General features: G+C 64.1%; 13 protein-coding genes. 7 read left to right on the forward strand and 6 right to left on the reverse strand.

The features are described 5' to 3' along the window. The first annotated feature begins 24 nt into the window (after positions 1-24). From QY049_RS32195 to QY049_RS32225, 7 genes are read left to right on the forward strand one after another with little or no spacing between them, the layout of a single operon-like run. Complete coding sequence (locus tag QY049_RS32195; protein WP_258762565.1) at positions 25-1,830, forward strand: gamma-glutamyltransferase family protein; 1,806 nt, start codon at positions 25-27, stop codon at positions 1,828-1,830. Positions 1,831-1,839: 9 nt separating this feature from the next. Next, a complete protein-coding gene (locus QY049_RS32200) occupies positions 1,840-2,550 on the forward strand; it encodes a DUF1028 domain-containing protein (protein ID WP_301270392.1) in 711 nt (236 codons plus the stop codon). Continuing rightward, entirely contained in the window at positions 2,547-3,536 is a 990-nt protein-coding gene (locus QY049_RS32205; protein WP_194476998.1) for an ABC transporter ATP-binding protein, read from the forward strand. Before QY049_RS32200 ends, QY049_RS32205 begins: the two co-directional genes overlap by 4 nt. Continuing rightward, entirely contained in the window at positions 3,536-4,642 is a 1,107-nt protein-coding gene (locus QY049_RS32210; protein WP_258762567.1) for an ABC transporter ATP-binding protein, read from the forward strand. Before QY049_RS32205 ends, QY049_RS32210 begins: the two co-directional genes overlap by 1 nt. Before the next feature lie 22 nt (positions 4,643-4,664). Beyond that, the gene (locus QY049_RS32215) at positions 4,665-6,173 is read left to right on the forward strand and encodes an ABC transporter substrate-binding protein (protein WP_258762568.1); all 1,509 of its coding nucleotides are present in this window, start codon (positions 4,665-4,667) and stop codon (positions 6,171-6,173) included. A gap of 10 nt (positions 6,174-6,183) precedes the next feature. Beyond that, positions 6,184-7,125 carry an ABC transporter permease gene (locus QY049_RS32220; protein ID WP_258762569.1) on the forward strand — a complete coding sequence of 314 codons (942 nt, stop codon included), beginning with the start codon at positions 6,184-6,186 and terminating at the stop codon, positions 7,123-7,125. A gap of 4 nt (positions 7,126-7,129) precedes the next feature. Further along, entirely contained in the window at positions 7,130-8,014 is an 885-nt protein-coding gene (locus tag QY049_RS32225) for an ABC transporter permease (RefSeq protein ID WP_194477002.1), read from the forward strand. Here QY049_RS32225 and QY049_RS32230 read toward each other — a convergent pair. From QY049_RS32230 to QY049_RS32255, 6 genes are all read right to left on the reverse strand, one after another. Beyond that, a complete protein-coding gene (locus QY049_RS32230; RefSeq protein ID WP_258762570.1) occupies positions 8,011-8,757 on the reverse strand; it encodes a hypothetical protein in 747 nt (248 codons plus the stop codon). The two genes, QY049_RS32225 and QY049_RS32230, sit on opposite strands and share 4 nt — an antisense overlap. A gap of 9 nt (positions 8,758-8,766) precedes the next feature. Further along, positions 8,767-10,017 carry an adenylate/guanylate cyclase domain-containing protein gene (locus QY049_RS32235; protein ID WP_258762571.1) on the reverse strand — a complete coding sequence of 417 codons (1,251 nt, stop codon included), beginning with the start codon at positions 10,015-10,017 and terminating at the stop codon, positions 8,767-8,769. Continuing rightward, a complete protein-coding gene (locus QY049_RS32240) occupies positions 10,014-10,403 on the reverse strand; it encodes a response regulator (RefSeq protein WP_194477005.1) in 390 nt (129 codons plus the stop codon). Before QY049_RS32240 ends, QY049_RS32235 begins: the two co-directional genes overlap by 4 nt. After that, positions 10,400-12,979, reverse strand: a complete 2,580-nt coding sequence (locus tag QY049_RS32245) for a cache domain-containing protein (RefSeq protein WP_301270393.1) — start codon at positions 12,977-12,979, stop codon at positions 10,400-10,402. Before QY049_RS32245 ends, QY049_RS32240 begins: the two co-directional genes overlap by 4 nt. A 54-nt stretch (positions 12,980-13,033) precedes the next feature. Beyond that, complete coding sequence (locus QY049_RS32250; RefSeq protein WP_258762574.1) at positions 13,034-14,017, reverse strand: ABC transporter substrate-binding protein; 984 nt, start codon at positions 14,015-14,017, stop codon at positions 13,034-13,036. 119 nt (positions 14,018-14,136) lie between these two features. Further along, entirely contained in the window at positions 14,137-17,232 is a 3,096-nt protein-coding gene (locus QY049_RS32255) for a MexW/MexI family multidrug efflux RND transporter permease subunit (RefSeq protein WP_258762575.1), read from the reverse strand. Positions 17,233-17,299: the final 67 nt, after the last annotated feature.

Raw genomic sequence — 17,299 nt, forward strand, 5'->3', positions numbered from 1 at the left:
CGCGCGCCGTAAATGAGGTAGTCCATGGCCAGCAACGTCAATCCGGATCCGTTCACGACGCGTCCCGAGATCGAGGGCACATTCGGGGTCGTTGCCACCACGCACTGGATCGCAACCGCGGTCGGCATGGCCATCCTGGAAAAGGGTGGCAACGCGTTTGATGCCGGCGTCGCCACCGCCTTCACGCTCCAGGTTGTCGAGCCGCATCTGAATGGTCCTGGCGGCGATGTGCCCGTCATCGTGCATGACGTGAAGCGCGGACGCACCGAAGTGATCTGCGGCCAGGGCCCAGCCCCGGCGCGCGCGACCATCGCACATTACAAGAGCGAGGGCCTCGACATGGTGCCTGGCACGGGCCTGCTCGCGGCCTGCGTTCCCGGCACGTTCGAATCCTGGATGATGTTGCTGCGCGACTACGGCACGATGCGTGTCCGTGACGTACTGGAGCCGGCGATCTCCTATGCCCGTGACGGCTATCCGCTGGTCGAGCGCGCTTGCGCCACGATCCAGACCGTCGAGCAATTGTTCCGCAAGCACTGGCCGACCTCGGCCGCGGTGTATCTTCCGAACGGCGAGGTGCCGAAACCCGGCACGATCTTCACCAACAAGACGCTGGCCGCGACCTACACGCGCATTCTCAGCGAGGCCGAGAGCGGCGGCGGTGGTCGCGACGCCGAGATCGAGCGCGCACGCAAAGCCTGGTCGCAAGGCTTCGTTGCGGAAGCCATCGACAAGTTCTGCCGCACACAAGAAGTCATGGACGTCAGCGGCTCGCCGCATCGCGGCGTTCTTTCCGCTGACGACATGGCGCGCTGGCAGCCGACGGTCGAGGCGCCCCTGACTTACGATTACGGCCGCTACACCGTTTGCAAGGCCGGCGTCTGGAGCCAGGGCCCGGTAACGCTGCAGCAGCTCGCACTGCTGAAAGGTTTTGCACTCGACGGCCTCGATCCGACCGGACCTGAGTTCATCCATCTCCAGATCGAATGCGCCAAGCTTGCCTTCGCCGACCGCGAAAAGTTCTACGGCGACCCGAAGTTCTCCGAGATTCCGATCTCGACACTGTTGTCAGATGCCTATAACGACCAGCGCCGCAAGCTCGTCACCGAGAAGGCATCGCTCGATTTCGTGCCCGGCACCGTCGAAGGCTTCGGCGGCGTGGTCAAGCTGCGCCGTGCCGAGGGCCAGCGCGAGGCGGTCGGTGCGCTCGGCGCCGGCGAGCCGACGGTAGGACGCTTCGGCGAGGTGCGCGGCGACACCGTGCATTTCGACATCATCGACAAGGCCGGCAACATGGTGTCCTCGACACCGTCGGGTGGCTGGCTGCAATCCTCGCCTGTCATTCCCGAGCTTGGCTTCTGCCTCGGCAGCCGCGCCCAGATGTTCTGGCTGGAGGAAAACCATCCTGGCTCGCTCGCACCGGGCAAGCGACCCCGCACCACGCTGTCGCCGACCATGGCGCTGCGCGACGGTGAGCCGTATCTTGCCTGGGGCTCGCCCGGCGGCGACCAGCAGGACCAATGGATCACCCAGTTCTTCCTGCGCCACGTCCATTGCAACCTCAATCTCCAGGAAGCGATCGATGCGCCGGCCTGGCACTCCGAGCACTTCCCGATCTCGTTCTGGCCGCGCACCGCGCGCCCCGGTGTGCTCGTGGTCGAGAACCGCGTGCCGAAGGCGACGATCGAGAACCTTCGCGAGCGCGGACATATCGTCGAGGTCGGCCCCGACTGGTCGGAAGGCCGCCTCACCGCGGCCTCGCGCGTCGGCGTGCGTCGGCGCGCCGCCGCCAATCCGCGCGGCATGCAGGGTTACGCCGCGGGACGGTAAAGGCAACACATGACCTGGTCGATCATCGCGCGAGATCCAGCCACCGGCCAGTTCGGTATCGCGGTTGCGACCCGCTTCTTCGCCGTCGGCGCCCGCGTGCCCTACATTTCGGCCGGCCTCGGCGCCATTGCGACCCAGGCTTTCGTCAATCCCTATTACGGGATCGACGGCGTCAAGCTGCTCCGGGAAGGCCTCAACGTCCATGACATCCTCGCCACGCTGCTCGCGGCCGATGATGGCCGCGAGAGCCGCCAGGTCCACATCATGGATGCGAGCGGCGCGATCGCCGCGCATACCGGACGCGATTGCATCGACTGGTGCGGACATATTGCCGGCAGCGGCTTTTCGATCGCAGGCAACATGCTGGCGGGCGCCGACGTCCTTGCCGAGACCGCGAAGACCTATATCGCCAATGACAGCCTGCCCTTCCCGCGCCGGCTGCTTGCCGCGATGCGCGCAGGCGAAGCCGCCGGCGGCGACAAGCGCGGCAAGCAATCGGCGGCGCTGCTGATCCACGGCGAGGAGGAATGGCCGGCGCTGGATATCCGCGCGGACGACCATCCTGATCCGCTCGACGAGCTCGATCGGCTCGAACGCGTCAGCCACGAGCTCTGGGTCCACTTCCGCCCGTCCATGCCGACCCGGCAGAACCCGGCCGGCAACACCGATCGCAGCGTCATCGACGCCAGCATCAAAGCGGCGCAGGCAAGGCAAGCATGAGCGCGAGCCCTCTCATCGAGATCAGGGACCTGCGCATCCGTTTTCACGGCGACGACGGCCGCATCACCCACGCGGTCGACAGCGTCGATCTCAGTGTCGCCAATGGCGCCACGCTGGGACTCGTCGGCGAGTCCGGCTGCGGCAAGAGCGTGACCTCGCTTGCGATCATGGGGCTGCTGCCGAAGCAGACAACGGAGATATCAGGCGCGATTCGCTTCGACGGTTTCGACCTGCTGAAGACCGCGGATCAGACGTTGCGCGACCTGCGCGGCAACCGGCTCGCGATGATCTTCCAGGAGCCGATGACGTCGCTCAATCCGAGTTTTACGATCGGCGACCAGATCATCGAGACCATCTTGCGTCACCGTGGCGTTTCACGGAAGACCGCGCGCGAACGGGCAGTCGAGCTCTTGCGTCGCGTCCACATCCCCTCGCCCGAGCGGCGGATCGACGAATATCCGCACAAGCTTTCCGGCGGCATGCGCCAGCGCGTGATGATCGCGATGGCGCTGGCCTGCGATCCGCAGCTCCTGATCGCGGACGAGCCGACCACCGCGCTCGACGTCACGCTGCAGGCGCAGATCCTGGAGCTGATGCGCGAGCTGAAGGCCGCAAGCGGCGCCGCCATCATTCTGATCACCCACGATCTCGGCGTCGTGGCAGAGGTCTGCGACGAGGTCGCGGTGATGTATGCCGGCGAGATCGTCGAGCGCGCGCCGGTCGATGAATTGTTCTCAACGCCACAGCATCCCTACACGGTCGGCCTGCTCGGCTCCATCCCGCGGCTCGACCATCGCGCCGAGCAACTGGCGACGATCGAAGGCATGGTGCCGAACATGGCGCAGCCACCGGCCGGCTGCCGTTTCGCCGCGCGCTGTCCGTTCGTGCTGGAGGCCTGCAGCAAGGCGCCGCCGCCGCTGGTGGACGTCAGCCCCGGCCATGCCTCGCGCTGCATCCGCGCGCCGCTCGAACGTCTGGTGTCGTGATGGCGCTGCTCGAGGTCGAAGGCCTGGTCAAGCATTTCGTCGCCAAGCGATCGCTGTTCGGCCAGGCGCGCGCGCATGTCAAAGCCGTCGATGGCGTATCCTTTTCGCTCGAAGCCGGCAAGACGCTCGCGTTGGTCGGCGAATCCGGTTGCGGCAAATCCACCGTCAGCCGCCTGGTGCTGCGGCTGATCGAGCCCGATGCAGGCAGCGTACGCTTCGACGGCCGCGACCTCCTCTCTCTCGATGCCGATGCGCTGCGAAAATTCCGGCGCGAGGCGCAGATCATCTTCCAGGACCCCTACGCTTCGCTCAATCCGCGCATGACCGTGGGCCAGATCCTGACCGAGCCGCTCTCGCTGCACGATCTCGTACCACCTGCGCAGCGGCGCGAGCGCGTCGCTGAGATCCTGCGGCTGGTCGGCCTCGAGCCGCGGCTGGCGCGGCGCTATCCGCACGAGTTCTCCGGCGGCCAGCGCCAGCGCATCGCCATCGCGCGTGCGCTCGCGGTCGAGCCGAAACTGATCATCTGCGACGAGCCCGTCTCGGCGCTCGACGTCTCGATCCGCTCGCAGATCCTCAACTTGCTGCGCGAGTTGCAGGACCGGCTCGGCCTTGCTTATATCTTCGTCTCGCACGACCTCGCCGTGGTCAAGCACATCGCCGACCGCGTCGCGGTGATGAACCTCGGCCAGATCGTCGAAGAGGCTGATGCGGACGAGTTGTTCGCCCGTCCCCGCCATCCCTACAGCCGCGCGTTGCTGTCAGCGATCCCCTTGCCGCAGCCGCACGCCAAGCGCGCGAAGGTCGTGCTGCAAGGCGACATCCCGAGCGCACTCAATCCGCCGGCCGGCTGTCGCTTCCATACCCGCTGCCCCTTCGTGATCGACCGCTGCCGCACTGAGGCGCCAGCCCTGGTGGATAACGGTGCAAGCCACGCCACCGCCTGCCATCGCGTCAACGATCTGCCCCCGGCCGACACGATTCTGCCCGCAGCGGCCGGATTTTCGCCGGCACTGGCGAAATTAGTCGCGGCATTCAGCCGAAAGACGGAAGGCGCGAGCCAGCCCGGTGTTGGTATACTGAGTGCAAGGTCTACGACGACGTAGCCTGAGCAATGGGGACTGTCCGATGAAGATACTTCGCCTGGCCGCAGCGGCGGCCGCGTTCCTGCTATCGCTTGGAGCCGCCCAGGCCCAGACCACGCTGCGCATTGGCCTTGCCGAGGATCCCGATATCCTCGATCCCACGATGGCGCGGACCTATGTCGGCCGCATCGTGTTCGCCGCGTTCTGCGACAAGCTGTTCGACATCGACGAGAAGCTCAACATCGTGCCGCAACTCGCGCTGTCGAGCGAGACGGTCGACGACGGCAAGGGCCTCATCATAAAGCTGCGTCCCGGTGTGAAATTTCACGATGGCGAACCGTTCGATGCGGAAGCCGCAAAATTCTCGCTGGAGCGCCACCTGACGCTGCCTGGCTCCTTCCGCAAGCCGGAGCTCGCCTCGGTCGACCACATCGAAGTCGTCGCCCCCCTCACCATCAAGCTGGTGTTGAAGTCGCCGTTCTCGCCGCTGCTCGCCCAGCTCACCGATCGCGCCGGCATGATGGTTTCGCCGAAGGCGGCAAAGGAAGAAGGCGACAAGTTCGGCCTGCACCCGGTCTGCGCCGGCCCCTACAAGTTCGTCGAGCGCGTGCAGCAGGACCGCATCGTGTTCGAGAAGTTCGCCGACTATTGGAATAAGGACAACGTCTTCATCGACAAGATCGTGTTCCAGCCCATCGTCGATGCCACCGTGCGGCTGGCAAATCTGAAATCGGGCGGCCTCGATCTGATCGAGCGCGTGCTCGCCACCGATCTCAAGGAGGTGCGTGGCGATTCACGGCTGAAGGTCGCGACCGCCATCGAACTCGGCTATCAAGGCATCACGCTCAACATCGGCAAGGACAAGGCCAAGGGCCCGCTCAGCCAATCCGCCAAGGTGCGGCAGGCGCTCGACCTTGCCATCGACCGCGAAGCGATCAACCAGGTCGTATTCAACGGCGAGTTCCAGGTCGGCAATCAATGGGTCAATCCCGATCATCCCTACTACCAGAAGAGCCTTCCAGTCCGCGCCCGCAATGTCGAGAGGGCCAAGGCCCTGCTGAAGGAAGCCGGTGTGAAGCTGCCGGTCAGCGTCGATTTCCTGGTGCCAAAGGGCGCGGAGACGGAGACACCGGCGCAGGTGATCCAGGCGATGGCAGCGGAAGCCGGCTTCGACATGAAGATCCGCGTCACCGAATTCGCGACTGGACTGAAGCAGGCCGAGGCCGGCGACTACCAGGCCTTCATGCTCGCCTGGAGCGGCCGGGTCGATCCCGACGGCAACAGCTTCATCTTCCTGCACAGCAACGCGCCTCAGAATTACGGCGACTGGAACAATCCGCAGGCCGACAAGGCACTGGAAGACGCGCGGCTCATGACCGACCCCGCCAAACGCAAGGCCAGCTATGAAACTCTCGCCAAACTGGTCCAGGAAGAGGAGCCGATCCTTTATCTCTATCACCGCCGTATCATCATCGCGCACACCACCAAGCTCGAAGGCTACAAGCAGATGCCCGACGGCCTCGTCCGTGTCGTCGGCCTCAAGCTGAAGTGACGAATAGGGGATGCTGAACTTCCTCGCCCGCCGGCTTGCTCAGATCGTACCGACACTTTTCTTCGTGTCGGTGCTGATCTTCTCGCTGCAGCAATTGCTGCCGGGCGATCCCGCGCTGGTGATGGCGGGCGAGGAGCGCGATCCGGCCGTGATCGAGCAGATCCGGCACCAGTATCGGCTCGATCAGCCCGTCCCCGTGCAGTACGCCTACTGGATCAAGGGGGTCCTCGTCGGTGACTTCGGCGAGTCCTTGCGCAACAAGATGCCGGTGCGCGAGCTGATCGCGCAGAAACTGCCGGTGACGCTGCAGCTCGGTGCGATGGCGATCATCATCGCCTTCCTGATCGGCATTCCCGCCGGGATCGTCGCGGCCGTGAAGAAGGGAACGGCGTGGGACTACGGCGCCAATTTCTTCGCGCTGTGGGGCATCTCGACGCCGAATTTCTGGCTCGGAATCATGCTGATCTTCCTGTTCTCGATCGAGCTCGGCTGGCTGCCCGCCTCGGGCTATGTGCCGCTGACCGAGAACTGGCGCGCGAGCCTGGCCGCCACCATCATGCCGGCCTTCGTGCTCGGCAATGCCATTGCTGCGATCCTGATGCGGCATACGCGCAGCGCCATGCTCCAGGTGCTGGAAAGCGACTATGTCCGCACCGCGCGCGCCAAGGGCTTGTCCGAGCGCTCGGTGATCCTCAAACATGCCATGCGCAACGCGCTGACGCCCATCATCACGCTCGGTGCGCTCGAGCTTGGCACGCTGCTCTCAGGCGCCGTGCTGACCGAGCAGATCTTCTCCATCCCCGGCTTCGGCAAGCTGATCGTGGACGCCGTCTTCAACCGCGACTACGCCGTCGTGCAGGGCGTCGTACTGGTGACGGCGACGGTCTACATCACACTCAATCTGATTGCCGACGTCGCCTATATTCTCGTGAATCCAAGGCTGCGGGGCTAATGCCATGACCGACGCCGCCTTGCCCGCCTCCCTTGTGCAAGCCGACGAGCTGGACAGCCCGGCGCGCCGGGCGCGGCGCCGCCTTTTCAAGCGCAAGGCGGCGGTGTTTGGGCTGATCGTGCTCATGATGTTCATCATTGTCGCAGTCCTGGCGCCGCTCATCGTGCCCTATGATCCCATCGCGACGAGCTGGAGCCTGGTGCGCAAGCCGCCCACGGCCGCGCACTGGTTCGGCACGGATGAACTCGGCCGCGATATCCTGAGCCGCGTCATTTACGGCGCGCGGGCATCGCTGCTCGCCGGCCTGATCTCGGTTGCGATCGCGCTTGGCATCGGGGTGCCGCTCGGCCTTCTCGCCGGCTATCGCGGCGGATTTGTCGACGCGCTGATCAGCCGGATCACGGATGCGATGCTGGCCTGCCCGTTCCTGATCCTGGCGATTGCACTGGCGGCGTTCCTCGGTCCAAGCCTCGGCAATGCCATGATCGCGATCGGCATCTCGGCCACACCGGTCTTCATTCGCCTCACCCGCGGCCAAGTGCTGAGCGTCAAGGCCGAAGACTATGTCGAGGCGGCGCGCGCGCTCGGCAATCCGCCCTGGCGGATCGCGGTTTCGCACATCCTGCCGAACATCCTGCCTGCCCTGCTGGTGCAGGCGACGCTGTCGATCGCCGCGGCCATCATCGCCGAGGCAGCGCTGTCGTTCCTCGGCCTCGGCCAGCAACCGCCGTCGCCGTCATGGGGCAGCATGCTCAACGCGGCGCAACGTTTCCTGACCCAGGCGCCGTGGATGGCGATCTGGCCGGGGCTGGCGATTTTCCTGGTGGTGCTGTCGCTGAACCTGCTCGGCGACGGTCTGCGCGATGCGCTCGACCCGCGGCAGCGTTAGATGACGATCTCGCGCATCACGCGGCGGCAATCCATCTCGTATTCGAGATCGACCACCGGTGGCCGCGCAAAATGCCAGGTGAGCCCCGAGCGCAATGCGCCACGCCGAACCAGCTCATCGACCAGCGCGTGATGAAAATCGTGCACGGAATAGGCCTGCACGCCGGTCGTGTCCTTCCAGCCGAATCCGAACGCGGTCATCCGGTTTTCCATCTGCGACGTCGTGGTAAACCGTACCTTCTCGCGCAGGCCTTCCGGGCTGAGATCGCGGTAACGCACGGTGCGCTCGACATAGGTGCCGCTGCCTTCGCGCGCCTCGGCGCCGCCGGCAATCACGAAGGACGGCGCCTTCGATGTCGTCGGCCGCGTAAATGAGAACGCGTAGAACGACGGCTCCGACGGCGGATCGATCTCCGGACAGACATTGCTCCGGGCGACCGGATTGGTCGTTCCGTCGAAGATGCCCCATTCGGACAGCGTTTTGACGTAATGCAGGTTGAACGCGCGAAAGCCCTCTTCGCTGAACGCGGCCGGCGAGCGCAGCTCGCAGGCGCAGAAGGCCGTCAACGGACGCTCTTGCGCCTGGATGTACTTTGCCGCCAGTCCGAACCCTTCCGCCAGCGGCACCAGGCGATCGAACCTGACGCGCTCGATCTCATAGCCGTCGTCGGCAGCAGCACCAGCCGAATACTGGAATACGGAGGGAATGAACCGGTAATTTCCGGCAGAAAATTCGCGCGTCATGTCGAGCCCTTAATCCAGTTGGATGCGAATGCCCTTGGCGCCGTTGAGCAGGCGCCTCAAGTGAAAGCCGGCCAGCGGATCGTCGGCATGCATCCCGACCAGCGCGGCAAAGGCCGGCATCGCCGCGGCGTCGTCGGCCTCCACCTTGGCAAACGCCTCGGCATATTGTGCTGTCGCTGGTGCATCAAATTTGTCCTGCGGCAGCGGCTCGAATGCGCGCAGCGGCTCGCTGCGACCGCGCAGCATCAGATCGCCCACGGGACGTCCCTGAAAATTCGCCGCGGCCTCGGCGACACTGGAGCTGACGCAGATGCGGGTCCCCAGCTGCTTGTTCGCGGCCTCTAGCCGCGCCGCGATGTTGATCGTGTCGCCATAGGCGGTGTAGTCGAAGAAACGGTTGCCGCCGAAATTGCCGACCAGTGCGGAGCCGGCGTGAATGCCTATGCGGGTAGTGCCGAACTTCACTCCCTTGGCCTTCTGGCGCGCGCAAAAATCCTGCGCCCACGCGTCCATGTCATGGGCGCAAGCGACCGCACGCGTCGCATAGTCCAGCTGATCGCCGGGCGCGTTGAACAGCACCTGGATCGCATCACCGATGATCTTGGCAACGGTCCCGTCATGCGCGAAGACGACCTCGGTCATTCCGCCGACATATTCATTGAGGAGCGCGCCCAGCGTCTCGGGAGGCGCGCTTTCGACCAGTGAGGTGAAGCCGGTGATATCAGTGAAGATGACGGCGACATCGCGCCACTGGACCTCGATCCCCTCACCGCCGCTGCCTTCCGCCAGACGCTTGGCGAGCTCGGGCGAGAAATGCCGCGACAGCGCGGCGTGGGCACGTTCGGCCTCCGCCTGGCGGCGCCGCACTTCACGCAGCATCTCGATGTGGCGAAGCGTCTTCTCGATCGTGGTTTCGAGATCGGCGAAGTCGATCGGTTTGGTCAGAAAATCGAACGCCCCGCGGTTCATGGCGGTCCGGATGTTGCTCATGTCGCCATACGCCGAGACGATGATGGTCGACTTCTTGTCCTCGGCTTCCTGCAGCTTTTGCAATAGCGACAGCCCGTCCATTCGCGGCATGTTGATGTCCGAGACCACCATGTCGACATGCGGATTCTGCTCGAGCGACTCCAGCGCCTCGAGGCCATCCCGTGCGAACATGATGGCAACGAGCCCGTCGCGGATCTGCCTGCGGAATTTTTGCAGGATCAGCGCTTCCAGATCCGGCTCGTCGTCGACGAAGAGGATGGTCGGAATCATGCCGCCTGCTCGAGCCTGGTATCGATCTCATGGCGCAACAGCGCAAAGTCGATCGGCTTGGTGAGGAGCCCCGTGGCGCCACCTTCGATCGCCTTCCGGCGCGTCTCGACGTCGCCATAGGCCGTGATCATGATGACGGGGACATGCGGATGGTCGGCACGCACCTTCGGCAGCATGTCGAGCCCGCTCATGCCGGGCATGTTGATATCCGACAGGATCAGGATCAGCGAGGGATCTCGCACCTCCGCCGCGCGCTTGATCGCGTCGGGCGCCGAGAGCGCGAACTCCATATGGAAGCGGCCTGCGCGCAAATCGCGCCGGAAGTGCTGCCGGAACAGCGCCTCGACGTCAGGCTCGTCATCGACGACCAGAATGTAAACGTTCAAATCTTGCCTCCGGACGTACTGTCTGCCGCCATCACGCGCGGCAAGATGATGATGAATTCGGTGAAAAGACCGGACGTGATGTTCACATCGATCAAGCCGCCGTGCTGTTTCACGACGATGTCATGGCTCATGGACAGACCAAGCCCGGTGCCCTCGCCGGCCGGCTTGGTGGTGAAGAAGGGATTGAACATCTTCTCCTTCACTTCCTGCGGAATACCCGTGCCGTTGTCGCGGATCCGGATCTCCACCCTATTGCCAAGATCTTTCGTCGCTGCACTCAAGGTCGGCTCGAAGCCCTCGGCGGCGCTCTCCTTGTGCTTGGTCGCCGCATAGAAGCCGTTCGAGATCAGATTGAGGAAGACACGGGTGATTTCCTGCGGGTAAACATCGACCATCCCGGCCGCCGGATCGAAGTCGCGATTGAGCGTGACGTTGAAGTTGGGCTTCTCGGCACGCGCACCGTGATAGGCCAGATTGAGGCTCTCCTCCACGATCCCGTTGATGTCGGCGGGGCGATGCTCGCCGGAACCTTCGCGCGAATGCAACAGCATGTTCCTGACGATGGAATCGGCTCGCTTGCCATGCTGCACCACTTTCTCGAGATTGCCCCGCAGCATCGCGGTCAGCTCGTCCACCTCGTTCTTCGTCTTGTCGTCGAGAGAGGCAGTCTGCAAGATCTCGTTGAGTTCGTCGATCAGCTCGGTCGAGATCGAGGAGAAGTTATTGACGAAATTGAGCGGGTTCTTGATCTCGTGAGCGATACCCGCCGTGAGCTGGCCGAGCGACGCCAGCTTCTCGGTCTGGATCAGGCGACCCTGGGCAGCACGTAGATCGTCGAGGGATTGCGACAGGTCCCTGGTGCGCTCCTGGACCTGCTCGAACAAGCGGACATTCTCAATCGCAATGAGGGCCTGATCTGCGAATGTCGTGGCGAGTTCGATCTGCTTCTCGCTGAAGGGGCGCACGACATGCCGGGTCAAGACGAACACCCCGATGGGTGTTCCCTCTCGAAGCAGAGGGACACCCAGCATCGTACGCACGTTGGAGCGTCTTCGCGCAGACGAAGGTGCATAGTCCGGATCAGCCTGCACGTCCGGAACGTGAACTGTCCTGCAATCGAGCAAGGTGCGTCCAACGACGCTTCCCCGCTCCGGCACGGAAGCGAACGTCTGGAGCTTGTTCTCCTGTTCCGCATCGAGGCCGCAGCTCGCGGCCAGATAGAAGGCGCCGTCGCGGGGGCGGAAGATCGTTCCTTCATCCGCGTCGCACAATCGGGCCGCCGATCCGACCAGCGTGTCGAGCACGGTCTGCAGATCGAACGTCGAGCGGCTGATCACCTTCAGCACATCGGCGGTTGCCGTTTGCTGTTGCAGTGATTCTCGCAATTCGGCGGTGCGCTGCTCGACCTTGCTTTCGAGGTCGGCATAGGATTCCTGCAGGCGCTCGCCCATGTGATTGAACTGGTCCGCGAGCCCTTCGAGCTCGTCGCCGGTCTTGATCGAGATCCGCTGGGCGAAATCACCACCGCCGATGCGCTCGGCGCCGATGCGCAGCGCCTGGATCGGGCCGACCATGCGGCGTGCCAGGAATATCCCGGCGAGTACGGCGAAGACCGAGGCCGCGAGCAGCACGATCGCAAGGCGCTCCAGCGAGGCGTAGAGCGCCGCATAGGCCTCCTCGACCGGCAGCTCGACGAACATGGTCCAGCCCAGCGGGCTGATCGGCGCGGATGCCGTCAGAACCTTCTGCCCCTGGATGTTGGTCGCCTCCTGCAAGGCATCAGGCATTGCACCGCCGCCGGCGAGCGCCGCGCGCACCTGCGCCAGCCCCGACAGGTCGGTATTGCGCAAGACCAGGCTGATATCGGGATGCGCGATCAGGCGCCCCTCGGGACCGACGACGAAGGCATGGCCGTGCTCGCCGACCTTGATCTGGGACACGATGTCCCAGATCAGCTTGAGATTGACTTCCGCGATGCTGACGCCGGCATCCTTGCGCGCACCGGCCTGCGCCAGCGTCATGTAAGGCTCGGAATCCCTGCGGAAATAGACCGGGCCATAAAAGACCTTGTGGGCGACGGCCTGGGTGAATTTGGGATCGTCCGAGAGGTCGATGCCGCTGTCGATCACGTCCATCGCCAGACGCGAGACGCGCAGGCGCTCCCTGCCGGTCGAATCCACCTGGGCGAGCTCGGTGATGGCGGGCACCTGACGCAGCAGCCGCAACGCGTCGAACCGGCGCGGCTCGATCGAGCCTGCCGACCACGGCAGTTGCGTGGTCCAGCCGAGCTGGCTCTCGATTTCCTTGATGAACTGGCTGATCTTGGCGGCAGCCGCCTCGGCCTGCTCGTGCTGGACCCGGATCAGCGCGGCCTTGTGCTCCCGATAGTAGAACAAGACCTCGAACAGCCCGTTGGCCAGCAGGGCGACGGCCACCACCGCCACGAACAGCGCGACATATTTGGTGAACAGCCGGGTCCTGATCCCCGGTTCCGCCTCGCCCGACGCGACGCTGCCTTCCGCCGCGCGCGGCAGCGGCCCGGTTTGCGGGGTGTCGGGATGGACGGAAATGCTCATTCCCCCAAGCCTAGCAAGAAGGCCTGACCTTGTCTCTCGTTGCAGCGCACAAGGCTATTCAATGACCTCGTCGGCAAGTGCCAGCAATGTCGGCGGAATTTCAAGCCCTGTCGCCTTGGCCGTCTTGAGATTGATCACCAGAGGATAACGGGTCGGCAGCTCGAACGGCAGGTCGCCGGGATTGGCGCCATTGAAGATGCGGGCGACCAGCGCGGCCGCCCGCTCGAAGGATTCCGCGGAATCCGCGCCGTAGGACATCAGGCCGCCATCGCGGGCGAATTCGTCGAATTCATAGATCGCCGGCAACCTTCGGACAGCGGCAAACTCGAACACGCGCTCGCGGTTGAGAATGGTCAACGCGTCCGCCACCATCAGAATGCCGTCGGGCAAATCGCCGCTCATCACTGAGAAGGCTTCGTCGAAATCGTCGGGCTCGCGCACGCCGAGCGCCTGCACGGTCAGTCCAAGCGCCTGGGCCGCCTTCGCGGACGCTTGATAGCGCATGGTCATGCCAAGGTCGTCCTTGTTCCAGAGCATCGCGACCTTGCTCAGCTTCGGCGATACCTCCTTGAGCAGCGACAGCCGCTTGGCGCTGAGCGTCGCTGCGACGTCAGAAATTCCCGTGATCTTGCCACCCGGATGCGCCAGGCTCTCGATCAGCCTGGTTTCGACGGGATCACCGACGCCGCTGGCCGCGACAGTGGCGATGCCGGCCGCCTTGGCGGCCATCGCCGTCGGGTAGCCGATGATCACGATGACATCGACGCTCTTTGCCTTCAGCTCTGCGATCAGAGCGGGCAGCATGGTGACGTCGCCGAGCGCGCCCCGCGCTTCGAAGGCCAGGTTCTGGCCGAGCCTGAAACCGCGCTCTTCAAGCACTTTGATCAAAATCTTGCCGCCCCGGCTCTCCGCAGTGACGGGCGCGATCGGCGTTACCGTGCCGACCCGATAGAGGCGACCGGGTGTATCGGCCGTCGCCATGCCCGGCCGCGACAGCGCCGCCCCGCCAAGCACCGCAAGAAATTCACGTCTCTTCATCCAACGACCCGTCCAAGCGCATCGACGCTTCAGTCGTCACAATACGGGATAATGCACGACAAAAAAAAGCGGCAACAGCGATGGCTGTTGCCGCTTCGCACGCAAATTGCGCTCTCGCGTCAGGTCGTCCGCAGCGCCTTGGCGTCGAGGTCGATCTCGTTCACCTGCTTGTTCCGCTCTGAATCGGCGGCTGCGCGATGGTCGGTCGCCAGCACGACGTAAACCGCCGGCAGCACGAACAGGGTGAACAGCGTGCCGATCGACATGCCGGCGACGACCACGAGGCCGATCGAGAAGCGGCTGGCCGCACCGGCGCCGGTTGCCGTCAGCAGCGGGATCAGGCCGGTGACCATCGCAGCCGTCGTCATCAGGATCGGCCGCAGACGGATGCGGGCCGACATCTCGATGGCCGAGCGGCGGTCGAGCCGTTCGTTGACCTGGAGCTCGTTGGCGAACTCCACCATGAGGATGCCGTGCTTGGTGATGAGGCCGACCAGGGTGAGCAGACCGACCTGGGTGTAGATGTTCATGGTCGCCACGCCGAAGAACAGCGGGATCAACGCGCCGACGATCGCCATCGGCACCGAGATCATGATCACGAACGGATCACGCAAGCTTTCGAACTGCGCGGCCAGCACCAGGAAGATGATGATCAGCGCGAACCCGAAGGTGATCGCGAGCTGGTTGCCTTCCTGCACGTACTGCCTGGAATCTGCGAGATAGTCGTGGCTGAAGCCCTGCGGCAGCTTCTTGGCCTCGCCCTCGAGGAAGTCGACCGCGGCGCCGACGGTCACGCCGGGCATCGGCACGGCCGAGAAAGTCGCCGAGTTGAGCTGATTGTAGTGCGTCAGCGAGTTCGGATCGGTCTTGGTCTTGATCGAGACCACGGTCGACAGCGGGAGCTGCTGTCCGGTGTTGGTCGTCACGTAATAGCCGCCGAGCGATTCCGGCGAGAGGCGCTCGCCGCGCGGCACCTGCGGAATCACCTGGTACGAACGGCCCTGGAGATTGAAGCGGTTGATGTAGTTGCCGCCGAGCAGGACCGCGAGCGTGGAGCCGAGGTTCTGCATGTTGACGCCGAGATCCTGCGCCTTGGTGCGGTCGATCGTGACCTCGACGTTCGGCTGGTTATAGGCGAGGTCGCTGTCGGAGACGATGAACATGCCGCTCTTGCGCGCGGCGTCCTTCAGCTTCTCCATCTGCTCATAGACGGTCTGAAAGCCCGCGGTGGAGCTGATGACCATCTGCACCGGCAGACCGCCCGGTCCGCCCGGCAGCGGCGGCAGGTTGAATGCGAACGCCTGCACGCCCTCGATCTTGGAAAGCTCGGCCTGGACCAGCGGCTTCAGCGCGATCGACGAGCGCTTGCGCTCGTCCCACGGCTTGAGCAGCATGCCGGCGATGCCGCCCTGGGGACCGTTGATGCCGTTCAGCACGAAACGCAGATCAGTCTCGGGGAATTTCTGGAATTTCTTGTCGAGCTTGTCGCCGTAGAAATCGACATAGTCGATGTTGGCGTATTTCGGCGCCTTGGTCACCGCGAACACGATGCCCTGGTCTTCCTCCGGTGCCAGCTCTTTCGACGTGTGCATATAGAGGAAGCCGACCAGTCCGAGGATCGTCACGGCGAAGAGGCCGGTGATGGCCTTGTAGTCGAGCGAGCGGTCGAGCCTGCGGCCGTACCAGCGCGTCAGCGCGCCGAACACCCTGTTGACGAGCTTGGCGAAGCGGCCCTCCTCGGTGTTCTTGAGGAGCACCGAGCACATCATCGGCGACAGCGTCAGCGCGATCACGCCCGACACGATCACCGAACCCGCGAGCGTGAAGGCAAATTCGCGGAACAGCGAGCCGGTAAGGCCGCCGAGGAAGCCTATCGGGGCATACACCGCCGCGAGCGTGATGGTCATCGACACGACCGGACCGACGATCTCGCGCGCGCCTTGCAGCGACGCCTGGACCGGTGTCTTCCCCTCCTCCAGATGGCGGTGGATGTTCTCCACCACCACGATGGCGTCGTCGACCACGAGGCCGATGGCGAGCACCATCGCGAGCAGGGTCAGCAAGTTGAAGCTGAAGCCCAACGCCAGCATCAGGGTACAGACGCCGATCATCGACAGCGGAATGGTGACGACAGGAATGACGACCGAACGAAGCGAGGCCAGGAACAGGAAGATCACCACGATCACGATGATCACCGCTTCGCCCAGCGTCTTCTCCACCTCGTCGATCGAGGATTGGATGAACTTGGTCGAATCGTAAGCGACCTTCATCTTCATCGACGGCGGCAGATTGCGCTCGAGCTCGGGGAACAGCGCGCGCACGCCCTTGACCAGCGTCAGTGGGTTGCCCTGCGGCGTTGCCTGCACACCGATGAAGATCGCGTGCTCGCCGTTGAAGGCCACGCTCGCATCCGTGCTCTGCGCGGCAAGCTCGACGGTGGCGATGTCCTCCATGCGCACGAAGCCGCCGTCCTTGGCCTTGACGATCATCTTCTTGAACTGGTTGACGTCGGTCAGGCCCGTATTCGTCGAAACGTTCGAGACGATGAGATAGCCCTTGGTCTGGCCTGCCGCAGACTGGAAGTTGTTGGCCTGGATCGCGGCGGCGACGTCGGCCGGCGAGACGTTGCGGCCGGCCATCTTCACCGGATCAAGCCACAGCCGCATCGCGAAGGTCTGGCCGCCCAGGATGTCGGCCGACGCGACGCCGTCGACGGTCGACAACACCGGCTGCACCACGCGCGTCAGATAGTCCGAGATCGCCGAGCCCGACAGCTCCTCGGACGAGAAGCCGAGATACATCACGGCCGTGGTCTGCCCCGTGGTCTTGGTGACGATCGGGTCGTTGGACTCCTTCGGGATCAGGTATTTGACCGAGTTCGTCTTGGCCAGCACCTCGGTGAGCGCCTGGTTCGGATCGAAGTTCAGCTTGATGTAGACCTGAATCGTCGAGGTGCCGAGCACCGAAGACGAGGTGATGTAGTCCACACCCTCGGCGGAAGCGACCGCCTGCTCGATCGGCGTCGTGATGAAGCCCTGGATCAGGTCCGCCGATGCGCCGGGATAGACGGTCGTGATGTTGATGACCGTGTTCGACAGCTTCGGATATTGCCGGATCGGCAGCACCATCGCCGCGCGCAGGCCGATCAGCAGGATCAGCAGGCTGACAACGACCGACAAAACCGGGCGCTTGATGAAAATATCAGTAAAGGCCATCGCGGCGATCTCGATTTCTTTGTCTCAAGAAACGTGACCCGGCCAAGCCGCATCACGTGAGTGTCTT

Origin of the sequence: Bradyrhizobium sp. WYCCWR 13022 (assembly GCF_030435535.1) — a bacterium.
GTDB lineage: Bacteria > Pseudomonadota > Alphaproteobacteria > Rhizobiales > Xanthobacteraceae > Bradyrhizobium.